General features: G+C 49.7%; 18 protein-coding genes. 10 read left to right on the top strand and 8 right to left on the bottom strand.

What is annotated here, in order from left to right; genetic code table 11:
* Positions 1-3 precede the first annotated feature (3 nt).
* The 10 genes from hisD (at position 4) to J1C59_RS06850 (ending at position 9,349) form a co-directional block, all read left to right on the top strand.
* Positions 4-1,308 carry a histidinol dehydrogenase gene (hisD, locus tag J1C59_RS06895; protein WP_128084198.1) on the top strand — a complete coding sequence of 435 codons (1,305 nt, stop codon included), beginning with the start codon at positions 4-6 and terminating at the stop codon, positions 1,306-1,308.
* On the top strand, positions 1,305-2,381 hold the full coding sequence (gene hisC, locus J1C59_RS06890) for a histidinol-phosphate transaminase (protein WP_128084197.1): 1,077 nt from the start codon (positions 1,305-1,307) through the stop codon (positions 2,379-2,381). Before hisD ends, hisC begins: the two co-directional genes overlap by 4 nt.
* Complete coding sequence (hisB, locus tag J1C59_RS06885) at positions 2,378-3,445, top strand: bifunctional histidinol-phosphatase/imidazoleglycerol-phosphate dehydratase HisB (protein ID WP_140916794.1); 1,068 nt, start codon at positions 2,378-2,380, stop codon at positions 3,443-3,445. The genes hisC and hisB overlap by 4 nt, the downstream gene beginning before the upstream one ends.
* Positions 3,445-4,035: an imidazole glycerol phosphate synthase subunit HisH gene (hisH, locus tag J1C59_RS06880; protein ID WP_128084196.1), complete on the top strand. Its 591-nt coding sequence runs from the start codon at positions 3,445-3,447 to the stop codon at positions 4,033-4,035. The genes hisB and hisH overlap by 1 nt, the downstream gene beginning before the upstream one ends.
* Entirely contained in the window at positions 4,035-4,772 is a 738-nt protein-coding gene (hisA, locus tag J1C59_RS06875; protein WP_128084195.1) for a 1-(5-phosphoribosyl)-5-[(5-phosphoribosylamino)methylideneamino]imidazole-4-carboxamide isomerase, read from the top strand. The genes hisH and hisA overlap by 1 nt, the downstream gene beginning before the upstream one ends.
* Positions 4,754-5,530, top strand: coding sequence for an imidazole glycerol phosphate synthase subunit HisF (gene hisF, locus J1C59_RS06870; RefSeq protein WP_128084194.1), 777 nt, complete (start codon positions 4,754-4,756; stop codon positions 5,528-5,530). Before hisA ends, hisF begins: the two co-directional genes overlap by 19 nt.
* Positions 5,524-6,135 carry a bifunctional phosphoribosyl-AMP cyclohydrolase/phosphoribosyl-ATP diphosphatase HisIE gene (gene hisIE / locus J1C59_RS06865; RefSeq protein WP_128084193.1) on the top strand — a complete coding sequence of 204 codons (612 nt, stop codon included), beginning with the start codon at positions 5,524-5,526 and terminating at the stop codon, positions 6,133-6,135. The genes hisF and hisIE overlap by 7 nt, the downstream gene beginning before the upstream one ends.
* A gap of 475 nt (positions 6,136-6,610) precedes the next feature.
* On the top strand, positions 6,611-7,087 hold the full coding sequence (locus J1C59_RS06860; RefSeq protein ID WP_128084192.1) for a YbaK/prolyl-tRNA synthetase associated domain-containing protein: 477 nt from the start codon (positions 6,611-6,613) through the stop codon (positions 7,085-7,087).
* A 66-nt stretch (positions 7,088-7,153) separates the two neighbouring features.
* Complete coding sequence (locus J1C59_RS06855) at positions 7,154-7,945, top strand: ABC transporter substrate-binding protein (RefSeq protein ID WP_128084191.1); 792 nt, start codon at positions 7,154-7,156, stop codon at positions 7,943-7,945.
* A gap of 105 nt (positions 7,946-8,050) precedes the next feature.
* Positions 8,051-9,349, top strand: a complete 1,299-nt coding sequence (locus tag J1C59_RS06850) for a succinylglutamate desuccinylase/aspartoacylase family protein (RefSeq protein WP_128084190.1) — start codon at positions 8,051-8,053, stop codon at positions 9,347-9,349.
* Positions 9,350-9,416: 67 nt separating this feature from the next.
* On the opposite strand, the gene J1C59_RS06845 is transcribed toward J1C59_RS06850, so the two are convergent.
* From J1C59_RS06845 to rfbA, 8 genes are all read right to left on the bottom strand, one after another.
* Positions 9,417-13,574, bottom strand: a complete 4,158-nt coding sequence (locus J1C59_RS06845; RefSeq protein WP_242281368.1) for a rhamnan synthesis F family protein — start codon at positions 13,572-13,574, stop codon at positions 9,417-9,419.
* A 205-nt stretch (positions 13,575-13,779) separates the two neighbouring features.
* Positions 13,780-15,189: an NADP-dependent phosphogluconate dehydrogenase gene (gndA, locus tag J1C59_RS06840; protein WP_128084188.1), complete on the bottom strand. Its 1,410-nt coding sequence runs from the start codon at positions 15,187-15,189 to the stop codon at positions 13,780-13,782.
* Between the two features lie 127 nt (positions 15,190-15,316).
* Positions 15,317-16,090, bottom strand: a complete 774-nt coding sequence (locus tag J1C59_RS06835) for an ABC transporter ATP-binding protein (protein ID WP_128084187.1) — start codon at positions 16,088-16,090, stop codon at positions 15,317-15,319.
* 4 nt (positions 16,091-16,094) lie between these two features.
* A complete protein-coding gene (locus J1C59_RS06830) occupies positions 16,095-16,895 on the bottom strand; it encodes an ABC transporter permease (RefSeq protein WP_128084186.1) in 801 nt (266 codons plus the stop codon).
* A complete protein-coding gene (locus J1C59_RS06825) occupies positions 16,895-18,190 on the bottom strand; it encodes a rhamnan synthesis F family protein (RefSeq protein ID WP_128084185.1) in 1,296 nt (431 codons plus the stop codon). The genes J1C59_RS06830 and J1C59_RS06825 overlap by 1 nt, the downstream gene beginning before the upstream one ends.
* Positions 18,191-18,207: 17 nt before the next feature.
* Positions 18,208-19,104, bottom strand: a complete 897-nt coding sequence (locus J1C59_RS06820) for a glycosyltransferase family 2 protein (protein WP_158086859.1) — start codon at positions 19,102-19,104, stop codon at positions 18,208-18,210.
* Positions 19,105-19,189: 85 nt separating this feature from the next.
* A complete protein-coding gene (rfbC, locus tag J1C59_RS06815) occupies positions 19,190-19,738 on the bottom strand; it encodes a dTDP-4-dehydrorhamnose 3,5-epimerase (RefSeq protein WP_140917215.1) in 549 nt (182 codons plus the stop codon).
* Positions 19,738-20,619, bottom strand: coding sequence for a glucose-1-phosphate thymidylyltransferase RfbA (rfbA, locus tag J1C59_RS06810; RefSeq protein ID WP_128084183.1), 882 nt, complete (start codon positions 20,617-20,619; stop codon positions 19,738-19,740). The genes rfbC and rfbA overlap by 1 nt, the downstream gene beginning before the upstream one ends.
* Between the last annotated feature and the right edge of the window lie 24 nt (positions 20,620-20,643).

Here is a 20,643-nt window from a genome sequence, read left to right as displayed (position 1 = left end):
GCCATGGCCTTTTCTACCCCTATCGAGTGGCAGGCGTGCACTGCCGAACAGCAGCAGGCGCTGCTGTTACGTCCGGCCATCGCTGCGTCGGAGAACGTCACGCTGACGGTGCGTAACGTGCTGGAACAGGTCAGGCTGAACGGTGACGAGGCCCTGCGCGAATTCAGCGCCCGTTTTGATAAAGCCCAGGTGGAGACGCTGCGCGTGACCCCGCAGCAGATTGCGGAAGCCAGCGCGCGTCTGAGCGAGGAGCTGAAGCAGGCGATGGCCGTAGCCGTGGGAAATATTGAGACGTTCCACAACGCGCAGATCCTGCCGCCGGTGGATGTAGAAACCCAGCCCGGCGTACGCTGCCAGCAAATTACCCGCCCGGTGAAGTCCGTTGGTCTCTATATTCCGGGTGGCTCCGCCCCCCTCTTCTCAACGGTGCTGATGCTGGCCACCCCGGCGCGTATCGCGGGCTGCAGCCGCGTCGTGCTCTGTTCGCCACCGCCGATTGCGGATGAGATCCTCTATGCCGCCCAGCTCTGCGGCGTCGAAGAGGTGTTCCAGGTGGGCGGCGCACAGGCCATCGCCGCGCTGGCGTTTGGTACGGAAACCGTGCCGCGCGTGGACAAAATTTTCGGCCCGGGCAACGCCTGGGTGACCGAGGCGAAACGTCAGGTCAGCCAGCGTCTGGATGGGGCGGCCATCGACATGCCGGCCGGCCCCTCCGAAGTGCTGGTGATTGCAGATGAAGGCGCGACGCCCGCGTTTGTCGCCTCCGATTTACTCTCGCAGGCCGAGCACGGCCCGGATTCACAGGTGATTCTGCTGACCCCCTCACTGTCGCTGGCAGAGGCCGTGGCGGATGCGGTGGCGCAGCAGCTGGCGCAGCTGTCACGCGCCAGCACTGCACGTCAGGCGCTGGAGAGCAGCCGCCTGATCGTGGCGCGGGATCTGGAGCAGTGTGTTGAGATCTCAAACCTCTACGGTCCGGAGCACCTGATCCTGCAGACCCGTCAGCCACGCGATCTGGTGGATGCGATCACCAGCGCCGGTTCGGTGTTCCTGGGCGACTGGTCACCGGAATCGGCAGGCGACTACGCATCCGGCACCAACCACGTTTTACCGACCTACGGTTATACCTCGACATGTTCCAGCCTGGGACTGGCCGATTTTCAGAAGCGCATGACCGTTCAGGAACTGACCCCGCAGGGCTTCCTGAACCTGGCCGCGACTATCGAAACCCTGGCCGCCGCCGAGCAGCTGGATGCCCATAAAAATGCCGTTACCCTGCGCGTTGCCGCACTCAAGGAGCAAGCATGAGTCAGGATATTGAGCAGCTGGCACGCGCCAATGTGCGCGCCCTGACCCCCTATATGTCGGCACGCCGCCTGGGCGGCAACGGCGACGTGTGGCTGAATGCCAACGAGTTTCCACTGCCGGTACCCTTTGAGCTGTCGCAGCAGACGCTGAACCGCTATCCGGAGTGCCAGCCTAAGGTGGTGATTGAGCGCTACGCTGCTTACGCAGGCTTAACACCGGAGCAGGTGCTGGTCAGCCGCGGCGCGGATGAGGCGATCGAACTGATCATGCGCGCCTTTTGTGAGCCGGGTCAGGACGCAATCCTGTTCTGTCCGCCGACCTACGGCATGTACAGCGTCAGCGCCGAAACCATCGGCATCGACTATCGCACCGTTCCGGCGCTCAGCGACTGGCAGCTGAACCTGCCGGCTATTGCGGAACAGCTGGATGGCGTTAAGGTCGTTTACCTCTGCAGCCCGAACAATCCGACCGGCAACCTGATTAATCAGGACGACATCCGTCAGTTGCTGGCGATGACCGCCGGTAAAGCCCTGGTCGTGGCAGATGAGGCTTATATCGAGTTCTGCCCGCAGGCGACGCTGACCGGCTGGCTGAAGGCGTATCCGCACCTGGTGATCCTGCGCACGCTCTCCAAAGCCTTTGCGCTGGCAGGGCTGCGCTGCGGCTTTGCGCTGGCGAACAAACCGGTGATCGATCTGCTGATGAAGGTGATCGCGCCCTATCCGCTGGCGACGCCGGTGGCGGATGTGGCGGGTCAGGCCCTGAGCGAACAGGGCATCGCCCTGATGCGTGAGCATGTGGCCCAGCTGAATGACAATCGCGGCTGGCTGCTGGCTGAACTGGCGAAGCTGGCCTGCGTCGTGCAGGTTTTCCCCAGTGAAACCAACTATGTGCTGGCACGCTTTACCGATTCACCAAAAGTCTTCAAAACCTTATGGGATCAGGGCATTATCCTGCGTGATCAGAACAAAAATCCGGGCCTGTCGGGATGCCTGCGCATCTCCATCGGCACGCGTGAAGAGTGCGGGCGAGTGATCGCCGCGCTGCAAGCCTTTTCTGTGGAGCAAGCATGAGCCAGAAGACCCTTTTTATCGACCGCGACGGTACGTTAATCTCTGAGCCACCTGAAGATTTTCAGGTGGACCGTATGGATAAGCTGGCGTTTGAGCCAGACGTTATCCCGGCGCTGCTGGCGCTGCAGGCCGCCGGTTATCGCCTGGTGATGATCACCAACCAGGATGGGCTTGGCACCTCCCGATTCCCGCAGGCCGATTTCGATGGCCCGCACAATCTGATGATGCAGATTCTGACGTCGCAGGGCATCGCCTTTGACGATGTGCTGATCTGTCCGCATATGCCGGACGATCACTGCGACTGCCGCAAGCCGAAGACGAAGATGGTGGAGGCCTGGCTGGCCGAGGGCGCACTGGACACCCGCAACAGCTACGTTATCGGCGATCGCCTGACCGACGTCCAGCTGGCGGAGAACATGGGTATCCCGTCCATTCGCTACGGCGCAGAGGGCCAGACCTGGCAGACCATTCAGCAGCGCCTGACCCAGCGTGACCGCCATGCGCTGGTGCAGCGCAACACCAAAGAGACGCAGGTCCGTGTCGAACTCTGGCTGGACCGCGAAGGTGGCAGCAAAATTAATACCGGCGTCGGTTTCTTCGATCACATGCTGGATCAGATCGCCGTTCACGGCGGATTCCGCATGCACATCGACGTCAAAGGCGATCTCTACATCGACGATCACCACACGGTGGAAGATACCGGTCTGGCCCTCGGCGAAGCGCTGCTGAAGGCGCTCGGTGACAAACGCGGTATCGGCCGCTTTGGCTTTGTGCTGCCGATGGACGAATGTCTGGCCCGCTGCGCGCTGGATATCTCCGGTCGCCCGCACATCGAATTTAAGGCCGAGTTCAACTATCAGCGCGTCGGCGATCTCAGCACCGAGATGGTCGAGCACTTCTTCAGCTCGCTCTCCTACGCCATGATGAGCACCCTGCACCTGAAAACCAAAGGCAAAAACGACCATCACCGTGTCGAGAGCCTGTTTAAAGCCTTTGGCCGTACGCTGCGTCAGGCGATCCGCGTTGAGGGGAATACCCTGCCGAGCTCGAAAGGAGTGCTGTGATGAACGTGGTGATCATGGATACCGGTTGCGCCAACCTCTCGTCGGTGAAATGGGCGATTGAACGTCTGGGCTACACCCCGGAAGTGAGCCGCGATTCCGATGTGGTGCTGCGCGCCGATAAGCTCTTCCTGCCCGGTGTGGGCACCGCGCAGGCGGCAATGAATCAGCTGCAGGAGCGCGACCTGATCGATCTGGTCAAAGCCTGTACTCAGCCGGTGCTGGGGATCTGTCTGGGGATGCAGCTGCTGGGACGCGGCAGTGATGAGAATGGCGGCGTTCCGACGCTGGGCATCATTGATGAGCCGGTCTCGCTGATGGAGACGCACGGCCTGCCCCTGCCGCATATGGGCTGGAACCAGATCACCGCCCAGGCGGGCAATCATCTGTTCCGTGGCATCGATGAAGGCAGCTATTTCTACTTTGTTCACAGCTACGCGATGCCGGTCAACGCCAGCACCATCGCGCAGTGCCATTACGGTGAAGCCTTCACCGCCGCGGTACAGAAAGATAACTTCTTTGGCGTCCAGTTCCATCCGGAACGTTCGGGTAAAGCCGGTGCGCAGCTGCTGAAAAACTTCCTGGAGATGTAATGATTATCCCCGCGTTAGATTTAATTGATGGCAAAGTGGTGCGTCTGCATCAGGGCGACTATGGCCAGCAGCGCGACTACGGCAGCGATCCGCTGCCCCGTCTGCAGGATTATGTGAGCCAGGGCGCGACCCTGCTTCATCTGGTGGATTTGACCGGTGCGAAAGATCCGGCGAAACGACAGATTGCGCTGCTGAAAACGCTGCTGGACGGCGTTGATGTGACGGTGCAGGTCGGCGGCGGCATCCGCAGCCGTGACGATGTTCAGGCGCTGTTGGCGGCCGGTGCGAGCCGGGTGGTGGTGGGTTCTACCGCCGTAAAACAGCCTGACGAGGTTAAGCGCTGGTTTGCCGAGTTTGGGGCAGAGGCGATTGTGCTGGCGCTGGATGTGCGTATTGACGCCAGCAACCGCAAAGAGGTGGCGATCAGTGGCTGGCAGGAAGCGGCGGGCGTTACGCTGGAAGAGGTGATCACCGATTTCCAGCAGGTGGGCTTAAGGCATGTGCTCTGCACCGATATTTCCCGCGATGGCACCCTCAGCGGTTCCAACGTGGCGCTCTATCAGGAAGTGACGGCGCGCTTCCCGGCCATTGCGTTCCAGTCCTCGGGCGGCATTGGCGACCTCAACGATATTGCTGCCCTTCGCGGCTGCGGCGTACAGGGCGTGATTGTCGGACGCGCGCTGCTGGAAGATAAATTTACGGTTTCGGAGGCGATCGCATGCTGGCAAAACGGATAATCCCCTGTCTCGACGTTCGTGACGGTCAGGTGGTCAAAGGCGTACAGTTCCGCAATCACGAGATCATCGGTGACATTGTTCCCCTGGCGCAGCGCTATGCGGCCGAAGGCGCCGACGAGCTGGTCTTTTATGACATCACCGCCTCCTCTGATGGCCGGGTCGTCGATAAGAGCTGGGTGTCGCGGGTCGCAGAAGTCATCGATATCCCCTTCTGCGTAGCGGGCGGCATTAAAACACCGGAAGACGCGGCGCGTATCCTTGAGTTTGGCGCAGATAAGATTTCGATTAACTCACCGGCGCTGGCGGATCCCTCGCTGATTACCCGGCTCGCCGACCGCTTTGGCGTGCAGTGTATCGTGGTCGGGATCGATACCTGGTTCGATGAAGCCAGCGGCAAATATCAGGTCAATCAGTACACCGGTGACGAAGCGCGTACCCGCGTAACCCAGTGGGAAACGCTGGATTGGGTGCAGGAAGTGCAGAAGCTGGGCGCAGGCGAAATCGTGCTGAACATGATGAATCAGGATGGCGTGCGTAACGGCTATGACCTGGTGCAGCTGAAAAAGATGCGCGACGTCTGCAAGGTGCCGCTGATCGCCTCGGGCGGCGCAGGCACGATGCAGCACTTCCTCGACGCCTTTACCGAGGCAAACGTGGATGGCGCGTTAGCCGCGTCAGTGTTCCATAAACAGATTATTAATATTGGTGAGCTGAAGAGCTTTCTGATCGACAACGGAGTGGAGATTCGCGCGTGCTAACCGAACAACAACTGGCCCTTCTCGACTGGGATAAAACCGGGGGCATGATGCCGGTCATCGTGCAGCACAACGTCTCCGGCGAAGTGCTGATGCATGGCTACATGAACCCGGCGGCGCTGGAGAAAACCCTGGCTGAAGGCAATGTCACCTTTTTCTCCCGCACCAAAAACCGTTTATGGACCAAGGGCGAAACCTCAGGCCACTTTCTGCAGGTCGTGAGCATCACGCCTGACTGTGATAACGACACTCTGCTGGTGCTGGCGAATCCGATTGGCCCGACCTGCCATCTCGGCACCACCAGCTGCTTCTCGCCCGCTGCACCGGAGTGGACCTTCCTCTATCAGCTGGAGCAGCTGCTGGCATCGCGTAAAACGGCCGATCCAGAGAGCTCCTATACCGCGCGGTTGTACGCCAGCGGCACCAAGCGTATCGCCCAGAAAGTGGGGGAAGAAGGCGTCGAAACCGCACTGGCGGCGACGGTCAACGATCGTCACGAGCTGACGAACGAAGCCTCTGATCTGGTCTATCACCTGATGGTGCTGTTGCAGGATCAGGATCTCGACTTCAGTGCCGTCATCAATAACCTGCGCGCCCGTCATAACTGATTGTGTAATAAGCTGCTCAGAATGTCGTGTGTCTGCAGGTTCTGAGCAGAATCCTTCTCCAGAATTAAACGCTGTTGTTGAGCATAATATTGCTCAACAGGTGTTGCCACGCTCACACCTCAGCCTTTTATTAAAGGCCGCGGGTATGATGCCACCCGACTCAGGATTCAGCCTCCCCTCCGGGAGCGTGAACGCGCCGCCTTACCTGCCTGCGACTTTGACTACGCTGTCGATTATCCTGAGCGTAATGAAGCCAGCTGCAGTCTCAATTATCCGGTCATGCTTATTGGCAGTTATGCCGCACTGGCAGGCATCAGCCGCCGGACAGGTTCAGACTTCGGGCAGGACAGGGAGACTACCCCGCAGGCTCCCCTCAGCCAGGCGCTTAACCCCCAGGGGCTGAACACCGGCATAGTGCCGCACCAATCGCCTACGCTGGAGAGACTGATGCTGCAACTGACACCAGGAGAGAACCGTGACGACTCATGAGAAACTCATCGCCCTGCTCGACCAGCATCAGGCCCGCTATCGCCTGATGGAGCATGAGGCCACCGGAAAATGTGAAGCGGTCGCGGCGATACGCGGCACCGAAATCGGCCAGGGCGCGAAAGCACTGGTCTGCCATGTAAAGGGCAACGGCGTGAAACAGCATGTGCTGGCGGTGTTACCGGCCGACCGGCAGGCCGATCCTGGCAAAGTTGCTGCCGCCGTGGGCGGAAGCCGGGTTTCACTCGCCAGCCCGGCAGAGACCGCCCGGCTGACCGGCTGCGTCTTCGGTGCGATCCCGCCCTTTAGTTTTCATCCCGACCTCAGAGTGATCGTTGACCCGGCGCTGTTTGAACGTTATCCGGAAATCGCCTTTAACGCCGGTCTGCTGGAACGCTCGGTGATCCTGAACACCGAAGATTACCGGGCGCTGTGCGCGGCGGAAGTGGTGCCGATCACACAGTAATTGCCATCCCGCCAGCCCGGCGATACTCTGCACAGACACTCATCACGACAGAATAAGAGCAAAATCATGAACATTTTCACTCAACGCCTGCGCCAGACGCTGGCTGTAGCGGTTTTGGCAGGCTGCGCGTTCGGCGCCCAGGCGAAAATCGACCAGGTTCGTTTCGCAGTCGATCCGACCTATCCGCCGTTTGAATCGAAGACGCCGCAGGGCAAGCTGGTCGGCTTTGATATCGACCTGGGCAACGCGCTCTGTACCCAGATGCAGGCGAAGTGTGTGTGGGTTGAAAGCCAGTTTGACGGCATGATCCCGGCCCTGAAAGCGCGTAAGTTTGATGCCATCCTCTCCGATATGGGCATTACTGAAGAGCGCCTGAAGCAGATCGATTTCACCGTCCCGCTGTACGACACCCATACCCAGCTTATCGCCCGTAAAGGCGCCAATATCCTCCCTACGGCAGACTCTCTGAAAGGCAAAACTGTCGGCGTGGAACAGGGAACGGTGCAGGAGCGCTATGCACTGGCGAAGTGGCAGCCTTATGGCGTGACCGTGGTGCCCTATGGCGATCAGGCGCAGGTGGAAAGCGATCTGGTCTCGGGCAGGCTGGATGCCGTCTTTACCGATGCGGCGCAGGCGGCTATTGGCTTCCTGAAGCATCCGCAGGGCAAAGATTTTGAGCTGGCCGGTCCGATTATTCAGGATCCGATTATCGGCCCCGGCACCGCTATTGGCCTGCGTAAAGGGGACAGTGAACTGAAAAGTGCGCTGGATAACGCCTTTGCTGAGATCAAAAAGAACGGCACCTTTGATCAGATTCAGAAACGCTACTTTGCCACGGATATCTCCATCCAGCAGTAAGGTCCGGTCGCCCCCGTTCGTCCTCACCGCGATCCGACACTATACTGTTACTTTTTCGGGACGGCGCGCTGTCGTCCTTTGCCGATTAAAGGACATTAACACGGTATGCATCAACAACATCATCCACTGTTAAGCGCCTCTTTAGGCACCCAGCGTGAAATCATCAGTTTCCACTTTGCCGGGGATCACGAACGTCAGGTTTATATTCAGGCTGCGCTGCATGGCGATGAACTGCCCGGGATGGCGGTGGCCTGGTTTTTAAAGCAGCGTCTGCAGGCGCTGGAGTCCGCCGGACAGCTTAAAGCCGGCTTTACCCTCGTACCGGTTGCCAATCCTCTGGCGCTGGGACAGCACTGGCACGGCACCCATCTCGGCCGATACCATACGCTCTCTGGTCAGGACTTTAACCGCCGCTTTCCCTCTCTGGGCGCGACCCTGGCGACCACTCTGGCTGACAGCCTGACACAGAGCGAGTCACAGAACCGAAGCCTGATCCGCGAGGCGATCGATCGCCACTATCGCGACACCGTGCCAAAAACCGAACTGGATGCGCAGCGCTATACGCTGATGCGGATGGCCAGCCAGGCGGATCTGATGATTGATCTGCACTGCGACTGGGAAGCCGTGCCACATCTCTACACCACGCCGCATGCCTGGCCGGAGATTGAGCCGCTGGCGCGCTGGCTGGGCAGCGAGGTGCAGCTGCTGGCGCAGATCTCCGGCGGTGAGCCGTTCGATGAAGCCTGCTGTGAGCCCTGGCTGACGCTGGCGGAACGTTTTGGCGCGGCCTATCCGATGCCGCGCGGTTTACTGCCGGTGACGCTGGAGCTGCGTGGCGTGCGGGATGTTTCGCCTGAGCAGGCGGAGAAAGATGCCGATGCAATTATTTCGGCACTGCAGGAAGGCGGCTATATCGCCTATAGCGAACCGGCCATTTCCGTGGAGGTAGCTGCGCCGGTGATTGGCGGGGATGAGCTGGTGCCGGCGAATGCGGCGGGCGATGATGTGGTGGCGATCAATGATGGCCCCATCGGTCTGACCGTGCCTGAGGCAGCGGAAGCGCCGGGCGAGACGGGCGTGATTAAGGAGCGTCACAGCGAAGGCACGTCGGCCTCCTCCCCTGCCCTGAAAAATCCGCCGACGCCGTTAGCGGGCTGTGAATATATTCACTCGCCGGTGTCGGGGCTGATCCTGCATCGTAAGCCGCTGGGCGCGCTGATCCGGCCTGGTGAAGTGGTTGCTGAGATTGTCGATCCCGTGACCGATCACATTACGCCGCTGGTCGCCGAGTATGGCGGTATTCTCTATGCGAGACACTGGGTACGCTTTGCAACGGCGGGCATGCTGGTGGTGAGGCTGGCGGGTGAGCGGGAGATTCGGAGCGGGGATTTGCTGGTAGGATAATGTTAAAGCGCCTGAACATCATTTATTCAGGCGCTTTAGAGCAGTGACAACTTAGTGATTAACCCTATTAATCACTGTGCAGATCGTAGAGTTTTTGTGCCAGCGTTCGGGCTGTTTCTAGCTTAGGGTGATTTTGCATAGTTGAAACAGAGCGCTGAATCCTGTGAACAGAATATTTACGAACGAGAGCTTTCATACCTTCATCCATCAAACGCACACGTTCATCACTGGCATAGCTTTTTGATTTGGCATGATAAATATAAGTATTTGTCAGTACGGCTAAATCGAAGCCTGCATCCGCAACACGGAAACAAAAGTCGTTTTCTTCCCCATAACCGTGCGGGAAGCTTTGTTCATCGAATAAACCCACCTGCTCGAATATAGCTCGCTTAACCATAAAACAGAAACCGTGCACCAACGGAACTCTGACAAGCTCATGATCCCAATTTTTTTCAAAGTAGGAATCTAACTCGGCGGGAGATAATTTCTCAGGTAACGCATTAATTGCAGTTTGTCCTGCAGTCCCTTTTATTGATGGAACTGATTGAGTACTTGCTGCATTAGATAATGGTCCAACTACGCCTAAGTTGGGTTGATTATTTAGTGCTGTACAAAGCTTACTCAATGAATCTGGCGGAACAATAGTGTCACTGTTAAGCAGAAGAACATTTTCACTGTATCCAGCGCGAATCCCATTGTTTGACGTTTTAGTATAGCCAAGACGCTCATTCTGACGCAATAACGTTACAGGGTTATGCTCTGCATACTTTTCCAAAAATATTTTGGTTTCATCATCAGAAGCGTCGTCCACCAAAATAATATTTGCTGTTGATAAAACGCCATCAAGCGAATCAAGGCAGGCACGAACGTCCTCTAAAGCGTTATGAATACAAATTACAATATCAAGATTAAGCTGCATTGCAGCTGAGTCATCAGATATCACGGGATTGATATCATGCGTCTGTTTTGTGCAAGGTTTGTACCATGAAGAATAGATGTGTGGCTTAGGCCCCCAGTCATTGATTCCATGACGAAATAATGCAAATTCATGCGAATCTCGTGTTGACTGCTGTTCCTCTAAAAGAGGTTGCCACGTTACACCCGCTTCTTTCAAAGCGTAGCCGATGCTGAGCTGATCCCGCCGGCTATAATTATTTATCTCATTCCACCAGATACGCATGAAATTATGGATTCTTTCATCACGCGCATCCATAACCAAGACATTACTCTCAATTAATGGTTCAGAGCGAAGATTATGTATGTACTCATATCGGGCTATTTGCTCTTTTACAACACTTACGTCATCAAGATCCCATGCGAGAATTTCCTCGGCCTCTTGGAATAAATTATCTCTGACTGGATGCTGAATGGCTCCCAGAGAATGGGATGAATCTGACACTCTCAGAACAAGCTCAGAGACTTTGACATTTATTTCAACATTTGCATCGATCCAGACAACATAATCGTAGTCATGAAAATATTTCATGAGATTAGTTTTTATATAACGTGCTGTTCGACGCGGATCGGCATCAATATATGGAGGCTTAAAAATATCAAAGACACCATAGCCATCTGATAATGTATCAGAGAAACAGTAATAGTCGACATCACCTTCAAGATGTTTTGGTATAAAAAGCGCATCGAAATTACCGATAATAGCGGTAACGAGAGCAATGCTAGCCTTTTTATGTACTCTCTCACTTTTTTCTTTTTGGTAAGCCGCAATATCAGCCGTACGATCTTGTTCGAAATGAGCTAAGGTTTTCTTTTCAGAAGTAGCAAACCTTTCTTTATCAAAGTAGTTTAAAAGTCGATAATCTCGATCAACAAAACTTATCTTCGTTTTATATTCTTGCACCAGAGGCAAGACACCGAATAATCGCTCAAATCCATGAGCCAGGGTGCCATCAAACTGACCTTTTTCTTCGTCAAAATCACTAAGTTGATATTTTCCGTCTAATACGGGCCTGTAAACCTCAGGTCTTGCCCAAAAGAATGAGCCGGCTGGATAATCCGGGCAATGAGTCATGTTATATTCAAAACCCAGTTTTTCCAGTTCCCTTTCAACTATAGCGCTGTTCCCACCCCATAACGGTTGGCGGGTAGTTGCATGGAAATAAGCTGGGAAATAAGCACCCAGGCGTTTTTCTTCATCAAACGCGTTCAGAATCTGCGTAACGATAGCTTTGCTACCAAGAGTATAGTGAAGGAGGAATCTACGCCATCCTCTTGTTTTAGATTGCGGTGATTTTTTTGAATGTATATGAAGAACTAAATCGTAAGCAAGCAGATCGCGCCCAAACACAACAATAAATGGATAAATGTCTCTGCCAACATTTTTGGTTTCTTTAACAGTTATCGCATTCAGGTTTCGCAATGAAGAAGCGAAAATCTTTTCGCAATCTTCAATTTGATATTTTCCTTCAGGTATTGAAATAAACAGATCAAATTTAGCAGGTATGTTATTAAGATAACTGACAAACTCTTCAGCCAGATCGATATAATAAAGATGTAAATGAACAGCAACCTTTTGCTTAAAATTATTATTTAAACTTACATCAGCGTCTATCATCAGTGGCGCATCTTTAGCACCATATTCTGAAGGTCCGTATCGAAAATAGGGCGCTTCCAGCATACGTGGCATCGCGCAAGGCTTGCGACCTTCGGCATAGCCGTATAAAAGGAAATGTTCTAATGGCTCAATACCAGCAGCTGCTACATCAGGATACTCTTCAACATACCATTTCTCATCAAAGTCCTGAGCGAATAGCTTAGCCAATGAAGAGAATCGTCCCTCTACACGGCCATAGTTTATATAATGATGTAGTGCGCTAAGACCTGCGCTTCTGACATCAGAATAGGTTGTAAGATACCATTCTTCATCTAAATCGGGAGCTACGGCATTTTTCAGCGCATCTTTAGATGGATAGCGTCCTTCATGACGACCGTGTTCCAGATAATGTTCGTAAGGATCAACCCCAGAATCGGCAATATCAGAATAGGTCGTGAGATACCATTGGCTGTCAAAATGGATAACCTGTTCATCTACTGGCAACGGATGTCCACTGACTTTTTCCGGGTTCTCTGAAGATTTGAAACGCGCTTTTCTGATTAGAAAATTTACGACACGTTTGAAAAATCTGAGCGGCTTAGTTACATGCCATGATGTGGAATTCAAAATTGCATGTATCTCTTCATCTCTAATGGTAAGTTGACCATTAACTAATAAATTATTTTCCTGAAGTTTTACCAATTCCTGTTTCAAAGTGTCCATTTCATCCAGTCTGACGTCAAGACTCTGACGAAGTTCTGAGAGAACGGCTTCTAGATCAGTATTTTGATCTTTTAGATCGTTTAATTTTTCCAATCCATCTTTTATCTTAGCTGAAGCATCTTTAAGCTCTGCTTTTTGACGTTCATGATCGATGCTATTTATTTTTACTTTGTATTCATCGGCACAAGCTTTGCCTAGCCTTGAGAAAATTGTCTGGATATGCCTGACTTTGACTGCATCACTATCGGCAGCAAAAAGTTGAAGCATCGCGGCATCTTGATCTGTACCTACTCCGACAATCGTCAAACCATGACCATGTGAGAATTCGAAACAGGGATATTTCTCTCGCAGTTCAGCCACAAACTTGTAAACACCAAAATCAGCTTTGCGTACATTGCTATCGTGGATTATTACAACACCGCGGTTGGATAATTTAGGAAGCCATACGTTGAAATCGTTTTTCACTGCTTCGTAAGTGTGATAGCCATCAATATGCAGCAGATCTATTTCGCCGTCAGTAAAGTGCTCTGAAGCTTCATCAAAAGATGTGCGCATAAGTGTAGAAAATCGAGAATACAAATGATTATTGTGCGACAGCACTGAATTATAAACATTCTCTCCATAAAAACCTGCGTGCTCGTCCCCTTTCCACATATCGACAGCATAGGTTTTTGTGGATAGATTCAACTGATTTATAGCCTGACAGAAAGCAAAATATGAAGAGCCATAGTGTGTACCAAGTTCAACTAACACACGAGGTTTATGAGCATTAATCAACCAAAATGCAAAAGGAATATGCTCCAGCCATGCAGAGAGAGTGAGTTCAATGGGACTCATGAATGATATTGTATTCATTGAGTAATTAGGATAATGATTTGTATTTTCAGAGGTTATTTGCAGATCATTAAATACATCAAACGATGGAGAAATACTTTTTTTTGGTGAGTTCATTTCTATCCTTAAAATCCAAAACTTAGCATACAAATAATTGAGACTTAGGTAGCCTATATTATTTATTGCTTAAATTGCTCATACTTAAAAAAGTCGAAGGTTGGGAGTTAAAGTAGCGAAAATGTTACTTAAATGAAAATAGTTGAAAAATATTTTAGTTCAACAAAAAATAAGGCTTCATAACGAAGCCTTATAAAGTAGAAATTTAGTCTAACCACTCGGTGTGGAACACACCTTCTTTATCAATGCGCTTATAGGTATGCGCACCAAAGTAGTCACGCTGGGCCTGAATCAGGTTGGCCGGCAGAACTTCTGAACGATAGCTGTCATAGTAAGCGATCGCTGCAGAGAAGGTTGGCGTCGGGATACCGTTCTGGATAGCGTAGGAGACCACATCACGCAGCGCCTGCTGATACTGGTCTGCGATATCCTTGAAGTACGGTGCCAGCAGCAGGTTAGCAATGCCAGCATCCGCTTCATACGCATCGGTGATCTTCTGCAGGAACTGGGCGCGGATGATGCAGCCAGCACGGAAAATCTTTGCGATTTCGCCGTAGTGCAGATCCCAGTTGTTCTCTTCTGACGCCGCGCGCAGCTGTGAGAAGCCCTGCGCATAAGAGACGATTTTACCCAGATAGAGCGCACGACGAACTTTCTCGATAAACTCCGCTTTGTCGCCGGTAAAGGCCTGTGCCTGAGGGCCGCTCAGTACTTTAGAGGCGGCAACACGCTGGGTTTTCAGCGAAGAGAGGTAACGGGCGAAAACGGATTCGGTAATCAGGGAGAGGGGCTCGCCGAGGTCCAGAGAACTCTGGCTGGTCCATTTACCGGTACCTTTGTTTGCCGCTTCATCCAGGATCACATCAACCAGGTATTTACCTTCTTCATCTTTCTTGGTGAAGATATCTTTGGTGATGTCGATCAGGTAGCTGCTCAGCTCGCCGTTGTTCCAGTCGGTGAAGGTTTCAGCCAGCTCTTCGTTGTTCAGACCCAGCGCGCCTTTCAGCAGAGCATAAGCTTCTGCAATCAGCTGCATGTCGCCATACTCGATGCCGTTGTGCACCATCTTCACGTAGTGACCCGCACCGTTCGGGCCGATGTAAGCGACACAGGCTTCGCCATCTTCCGCACGTGCAGCAATCTTGTCCAGAATCGGCGCAACCAGCTCGTAAGCTTCTTTCTGACCGCCAGGCATGATAGATGGGCCTTTCAGTGCGCCCTCTTCGCCGCCAGAGACGCCGGTGCCGATGAAGTTGAAGCCCTGATCAGACAGCTCTTTGTTACGACGGATGGTGTCTTTATAGAAGGTGTTACCGCCATCGATCAGGATGTCGCCTTTATCCAGATGAGGGGTCAGTGAGGCGATAGTCTTATCGGTCGCTTCACCCGCCTGAACCATCAGCAGGATACGACGAGGTTTTTCCAGCGAGTCGACAAACTCTTCAACGGTGTAAAAAGGAGCAAGTTTCTTGCCCTGGTTTTCGGCGATGACTTCGTCAGTCTTTTCGCGTGAACGGTTGAAGATAGAAACAGTGTAACCGCGGCTCTCAATGTTAAGAGCCAGATTGCGGCCCATCACTGCCATACCTACAACGCCGATCTGTTGCTTGGACATCATCTACTCCTGTCTGAAGTTACCATCACAAACTAAGATTTGTGACTGAAGTGGCAAATATGTTAACCCATCTATCTGCATTTTAGGTAGTGAATGGTGCGATGATCAAATACCAAAATGCGCAAGACTAGGCATTGGCTAATAAATCGCCTCTTTTTATATTTGATTTAAAATAGAGTGGCAGCACTTCATCAGGTGTACCATCCATTTTAACAGTACCATGTTCCAGCCATAAAATTCTGGTGCAGGTCTTTCTCAATAACTCGTTACTGTGACTGGCTAAAATCAAAATTTTAGTTGAGTTTATAATGTTTGTTAAACGCGTCTCTGCTTTCTCTTTAAAACCTTCATCTCCAACAGATAACCATTCATCCATCAGCAAAATTTCTGGAGTAAAAATTGTACTAACACTGAAGCCGAGTCGCATTTGCATACCTGATGAGTATGTTCTGACCGGCATGTCTATAAAATCGCCTAAATCAGTAAAATCAATGATTTCATCAATTCGTGCATCAATTTCTTTCTTTTTCAGGCCCAAGAGTGCACCACGAATGTATATATTTTCTCTACCAGTAAACTCCTGATTGATGCCTAATGAAATTGAAATTAATGAACCAATATCACCTTTAATAGTAGCCTGACCACTTGTTGGATGATATACCTTGCTAAACATACGCAACAACGTGGTTTTACCCGCACCATTATGACCAATTAAACCAACCCGCTCCCCATCTTTAATCTCAAAATTAAGATTATTCAGAGCAGAAACAACTACTTTACCATCATGCTGGCCAACCTTTCCGCCTGTAGCAAAATTAATAAAGTTCTTTTTGATAGATCTTGCCCTTGCATCGAATATAGGAAAATCGATACCTACATTTTCAAATTTGATAGTTGCCATCGAATTACACCCAATAAGGAACGCGATATTTAAATTTACTGGTCATTGCAATCGAAAAAGCCAAACCCAATATTGCCATTACAACTGCTGTGATATAACTGCTCGTCATCGGCACTTGGCCTAATAATGGGCTGCGCACTAAATCGATAAGATGGTAAAGTGGATTGAAATTTAACAAGATAGCAGCCGAACTATGCGACAGCAACTTAGGCATCCAGATTACTGGAGTCAGATAAAATATGACCTGCATAATACTCATTACGATTTGTGTCATGTCACGAAAGCGCGCACAAATCATAGAAAGTACCATTAGTATCCAAGTGAGATTTAATACAAGCAGAAAGAACCCAGGTATTGCTAACAATACAGTCCAGCTCACGCTTTTTTGCACTGCAAGCAGCACCAGAGGAAAAATAACAATATTATGGAGGAATATTAATAAATTTTTCCACACTACTCGCATTACGTGAACATGCAAAGGCACAGGCAGTTGCTTGATAATACCCTCAGACGAAATGAGAGCATCACAGCCTTCAGATATGCAGCTTTGAATAAATGTCCATGTAATCAAGCCTAAAGTCAGATAGGGTAGAAATTCCTTAACATTGGTTTTAAACAAGTTGCCGAATACTAACCCCATGGTGGTGATCATCACCGCCATACTGATGGTAATCCAAAACGGCCCCATTTTAGAGCGTTTATACCGCATGCGGATGTCCTGCCCACCCATGACTTTCACGACATGAAAATTCTTTAATGCGGAGGTGAAATCATCCCACCCAACCGACTTTTGTTTATTTGACATCACAAAATCCCAAACTGATATGCAAGACGATTTAAACCGACAAGGAATCTATCACCACACAGGCGAGCAAGCATCAACGTCATAAATTCCTCCTGTTGAGATTCATCAAGTTGATCTCGAAGCTTAATAATATCGTTCATGCTACACACGCAACGGAACATCAAATCCAATTTTATAATCGGCAGGCCCACATGATGCAGTGCGAGACAGTTGATATGGATTTGAGAACCCATCGTAAATTCATCAAGGTAGAGGGCGACTACACGTTGTTTGAATTGACTATCCAGGAAAGTTTCGTCATTACTATAAGTCCTGAAAAAATTCACAACATTAAGGTAATCAACATTTTCATCTTTCGATGTCTCTGCATCATTAACCAGAATCTTCGAAGAGGGATGAATTTCACCGGGGACGAGCAATTTCGAATAATTTCTGTTTTGTATTAAATATTGATTGTAATATGAAGACAATACCTCGTCATTAACAAGCATACCGGTTATTGAACGGTTAGCCCATCCCCTGACACCTTCGCGGCGGTAGTAGTAATAGTTTTTATAAAACTCAAGATCTTCTCTAAGTTTACGCTCCATAAAAGAAATATTAAAGAGTGACTTAAATTCCTGTTCAGAGCTGACAAGGGATTTGAGAAGTTTACTTAAACCAAACTCACCGCGCTTGATGACTAATGGTCTGACATTTGATGCTTTATATTCGTACCAGAAATTTTTAAACTTGCCATTCCTGATTATTTTTTCACCAACAGAAATGCAAAAAGAGCCTAAATGATGTGAGTGCTGACTATTCTCTGTTGCACCCAACACTTCAACTTTAGTCTCAAACAGATTTTTGACAAATTCAGACAGCCCCAACTTTGAAAAGAATACACTGTCGTTAATAATTAGAAGCCTTCCACATTTCGTCTGAAAGTTATTTTCGAAGAAGTATGTCATCCCAGCTTTATAACTACCGAAATCCCGGCCATAGTTATCGCGTTCAATGTAAACATCAGTTAAATCATTTGGAAAATTGACTTCCTCAAGCTTTAATGTGTTGACCGCAATAACAAAGACATTGTTTCGTTTAGCTTCTTTCAACAATTCAAGGGTATCAGTCCTTAACGAGGATTTTTCATAAAGAGCAAGGAGCATAACCTTGCCACCGTTAAAGTCAGTCTTGATCTTTACATCTGTATATTTTTTTGTTTTGATGTCATCACGAATCGATAAAACACCATAATAACAGTATATAGCAATTTTCAGAAAAAACCTGACAATCATATAAATAATTCGTTTCATATTTACACCATCAATGGTTAAATCAATTTTTTAAATACATTCATGACAAAAAAAGCACATGTCTCAACGAAGCTTTGCCGATAGAACTTACCTTTTAAGAAACTAATAGTTCTTTTTGACAAGCCATCTCGCAGTGAACAAAACCTTTGATATGTGATTTGATTATCATAGGGCATTTTATCTTTGATGCTATCTATTGCCTCGCAATTCATTTCGCTCCAGGCTTTAAATTCTCCAGAAAAGAGCCTGTTAAATCTGGTGAACTTTGATAATAGACCTGTATTGCTCCCAACCAGGTTTTTTTCATGTTGCCTGTAGAGGATTTTTGGTTCCCGATCATAAATGACATTACCATTCATGGCGCTACATATAACGTAAAGAATCCAATCATGAGAAACGATCTTTAAATCTGCAGGCAGCTTTTCAAATAGCTCCTTCAACCCTCGACTGAATACCATTGTATTTCCACCAGCATAGCTCTGCAAAAGCGCATTATTAAAATTAAAAGCTTTTGTAAAGCATGGCGAATGGCCAATGAATTCTCCATTTGAGTCAATCAGCTGGGTACGCGATCCATATAATCTATATTCACTTTGAGATATTGAATTTAACTTAAAAACAGCGACTTCAAGTTTATCTTCCAGCCAGATATCATCCTGATCGCAGAAAGCGTAAAATTCAGAATCTATGTCTTTGCGTTGAAGCATGCAGAGAAAATTGGCTGCAAACCCCTTCCCTGGACCTTTTTGAATTACGACTTTGTCCGGATATTTTAACGAAAACTCTTCAATGATCTCACAGGTTCTATCTGTCGATCCGTCATCGGAAATAATCAGATTCCAGTTAGTGTATGTTTGTGAAGCAATTGACTGAAGTTGCTCGGTTAAGTATCTTTCTCCATTATAAGTACCCATCAGAATACTTACTTTACCATTATTGCTCATCATCATTAGCTATATAAAAAAGGATGAGTAAAAAACTCATCCTTAGTTTTAGGAATCAATCAAATGTTACTGCATGTGATAGTGTTGTTCCGTCCATGTCTTTTGCGGACAGAACAGGACTATCACCTTCAGAAATCGGCCAATTGATATTCAGTTCTGAATCATTCCAAAGCAAAGAATGCTCATGTTGTGGATTGTAGTAATCAGTGCATTTATAGACAAACTCGGCACTTTCAGATGTCACATAAAAACCATGAGCAAACCCTTCTGGTACCCATAGCTGTCGCTTATTTTCAGCAGAAAGATACACGCCTACCCACTGCCCAAAAGTCGGTGACGACCTCCTCATATCAACTGCCACATCGTAGACTTCCCCTGCAACAACACGTACTAGCTTGCCTTGGGTGTTCATAGTCTGATAGTGCAAACCACGTAAAATACCTTTTGAAGATTTCGAGTGGTTATCCTGAACAAAAGTCCTTGGTGAAACTTGTTCTTCAAATTTCTGCTGATTCCACGTTTCCAGAAAAAAACCGCGCTCGTCGCCAAACACTTTAGGCTCAATAATTTTTACATCAGCAATCTTAGTATCAATAATCTTCATTATAAACGCCCTTCCACCAGCGCCATTAAGTATTTGCCATACTCATTTTTCAAATAAGGCTTGGCCAGTTCCTGTAATTGCTCTTTATTAATGAAACCCATTCTGAAGGCAATTTCTTCCGGGCAGGCCACTTTTAAACCCTGGCGTGATTCGATAGTCTGAATAAAGTTGTTGGCTTCCATCAGGCTCTGATGCGTACCGGTATCCAGCCAGGCATGACCACGTCCCATAATAGAAACAGAAAGTTTGCCCTGCTCCATATAGATCCGATTAATGTCCGTAATCTCCAGCTCACCGCGCGGTGATGGCTTGAGATTTTTTGCCATCTCAACGACGCGATTGTCGTAGAAATAGAGTCCGGTTACTGCATAGTTGCTGCGTGGATGCTCAGGTTTTTCAACCAGTGAGATCGCTTTGCCTTCGCTGTCAAACTCCACCACGCCATAGCGCTCGGGGTCAGTGACATGGTAGGCGAAAACCGTTGCGCCATCATCTTTTACGGATGCCGTCTCCAGCTGCTTATAGAGATCGTGCCCATAGAAAATATTATCGCCCAGAATAAGTGCGACTGAATCGTCACCAATAAACTCTTCACCAATGATGAACGCCTGCGCCAGGCCATCCGGGCTCGGCTGCACTTTATACTGAATGGAGATACCCCACTGTGAGCCATCACCTAACAGACTTTCGAAGCGTGGCGTATCCTGCGGCGTACTGATAATCAGAATATCGTTAATGCCCGCCAGCATCAGAGTGCTTAACGGATAGTAGATCATGGGTTTATCGTAAACCGGGAGTAACTGCTTGCTCACTGCCATTGTTACAGGGTAGAGGCGGGTTCCGGAGCCACCCGCCAGAATAATACCTTTATTCTTTTTCACAATTTAGCCTTACGTGGTCAGGTC

It is taken from the genome of Pantoea deleyi (assembly GCF_022647325.1).
GTDB lineage: Bacteria > Pseudomonadota > Gammaproteobacteria > Enterobacterales > Enterobacteriaceae > Pantoea > Pantoea deleyi.
The sequence above is the reverse complement of the archived record's forward strand: the minus strand, read 5'-3'. Positions and strand labels throughout refer to the sequence as shown.

What these genes read in the sequence shown, in the direction of transcription:
- J1C59_RS06845 (WP_242281368.1), bottom strand. Translation starts at nt 13,574, where the DNA reads ATGAACTCACCAAAAAAAAGTATTTCTCCATCGTTTGATGTATTTAAT.
- hisC (WP_128084197.1), top strand. Translation starts at nt 1,305, where the DNA reads ATGAGTCAGGATATTGAGCAGCTGGCACGCGCCAATGTGCGCGCCCTG.
- hisD (WP_128084198.1), top strand. Translation starts at nt 4, where the DNA reads ATGGCCTTTTCTACCCCTATCGAGTGGCAGGCGTGCACTGCCGAACAG.
- J1C59_RS06825 (WP_128084185.1), bottom strand. Translation starts at nt 18,190, where the DNA reads ATGAAACGAATTATTTATATGATTGTCAGGTTTTTTCTGAAAATTGCT.
- J1C59_RS06820 (WP_158086859.1), bottom strand. Translation starts at nt 19,104, where the DNA reads ATGGGTACTTATAATGGAGAAAGATACTTAACCGAGCAACTTCAGTCA.
- J1C59_RS06855 (WP_128084191.1), top strand. Translation starts at nt 7,154, where the DNA reads ATGAACATTTTCACTCAACGCCTGCGCCAGACGCTGGCTGTAGCGGTT.
- gndA (WP_128084188.1), bottom strand. Translation starts at nt 15,189, where the DNA reads ATGTCCAAGCAACAGATCGGCGTTGTAGGTATGGCAGTGATGGGCCGC.
- hisA (WP_128084195.1), top strand. Translation starts at nt 4,035, where the DNA reads ATGATTATCCCCGCGTTAGATTTAATTGATGGCAAAGTGGTGCGTCTG.
- J1C59_RS06850 (WP_128084190.1), top strand. Translation starts at nt 8,051, where the DNA reads ATGCATCAACAACATCATCCACTGTTAAGCGCCTCTTTAGGCACCCAG.
- hisF (WP_128084194.1), top strand. Translation starts at nt 4,754, where the DNA reads ATGCTGGCAAAACGGATAATCCCCTGTCTCGACGTTCGTGACGGTCAG.
- hisB (WP_140916794.1), top strand. Translation starts at nt 2,378, where the DNA reads ATGAGCCAGAAGACCCTTTTTATCGACCGCGACGGTACGTTAATCTCT.
- J1C59_RS06835 (WP_128084187.1), bottom strand. Translation starts at nt 16,090, where the DNA reads ATGGCAACTATCAAATTTGAAAATGTAGGTATCGATTTTCCTATATTC.
- J1C59_RS06830 (WP_128084186.1), bottom strand. Translation starts at nt 16,895, where the DNA reads ATGTCAAATAAACAAAAGTCGGTTGGGTGGGATGATTTCACCTCCGCA.
- hisH (WP_128084196.1), top strand. Translation starts at nt 3,445, where the DNA reads ATGAACGTGGTGATCATGGATACCGGTTGCGCCAACCTCTCGTCGGTG.
- rfbC (WP_140917215.1), bottom strand. Translation starts at nt 19,738, where the DNA reads ATGAAGATTATTGATACTAAGATTGCTGATGTAAAAATTATTGAGCCT.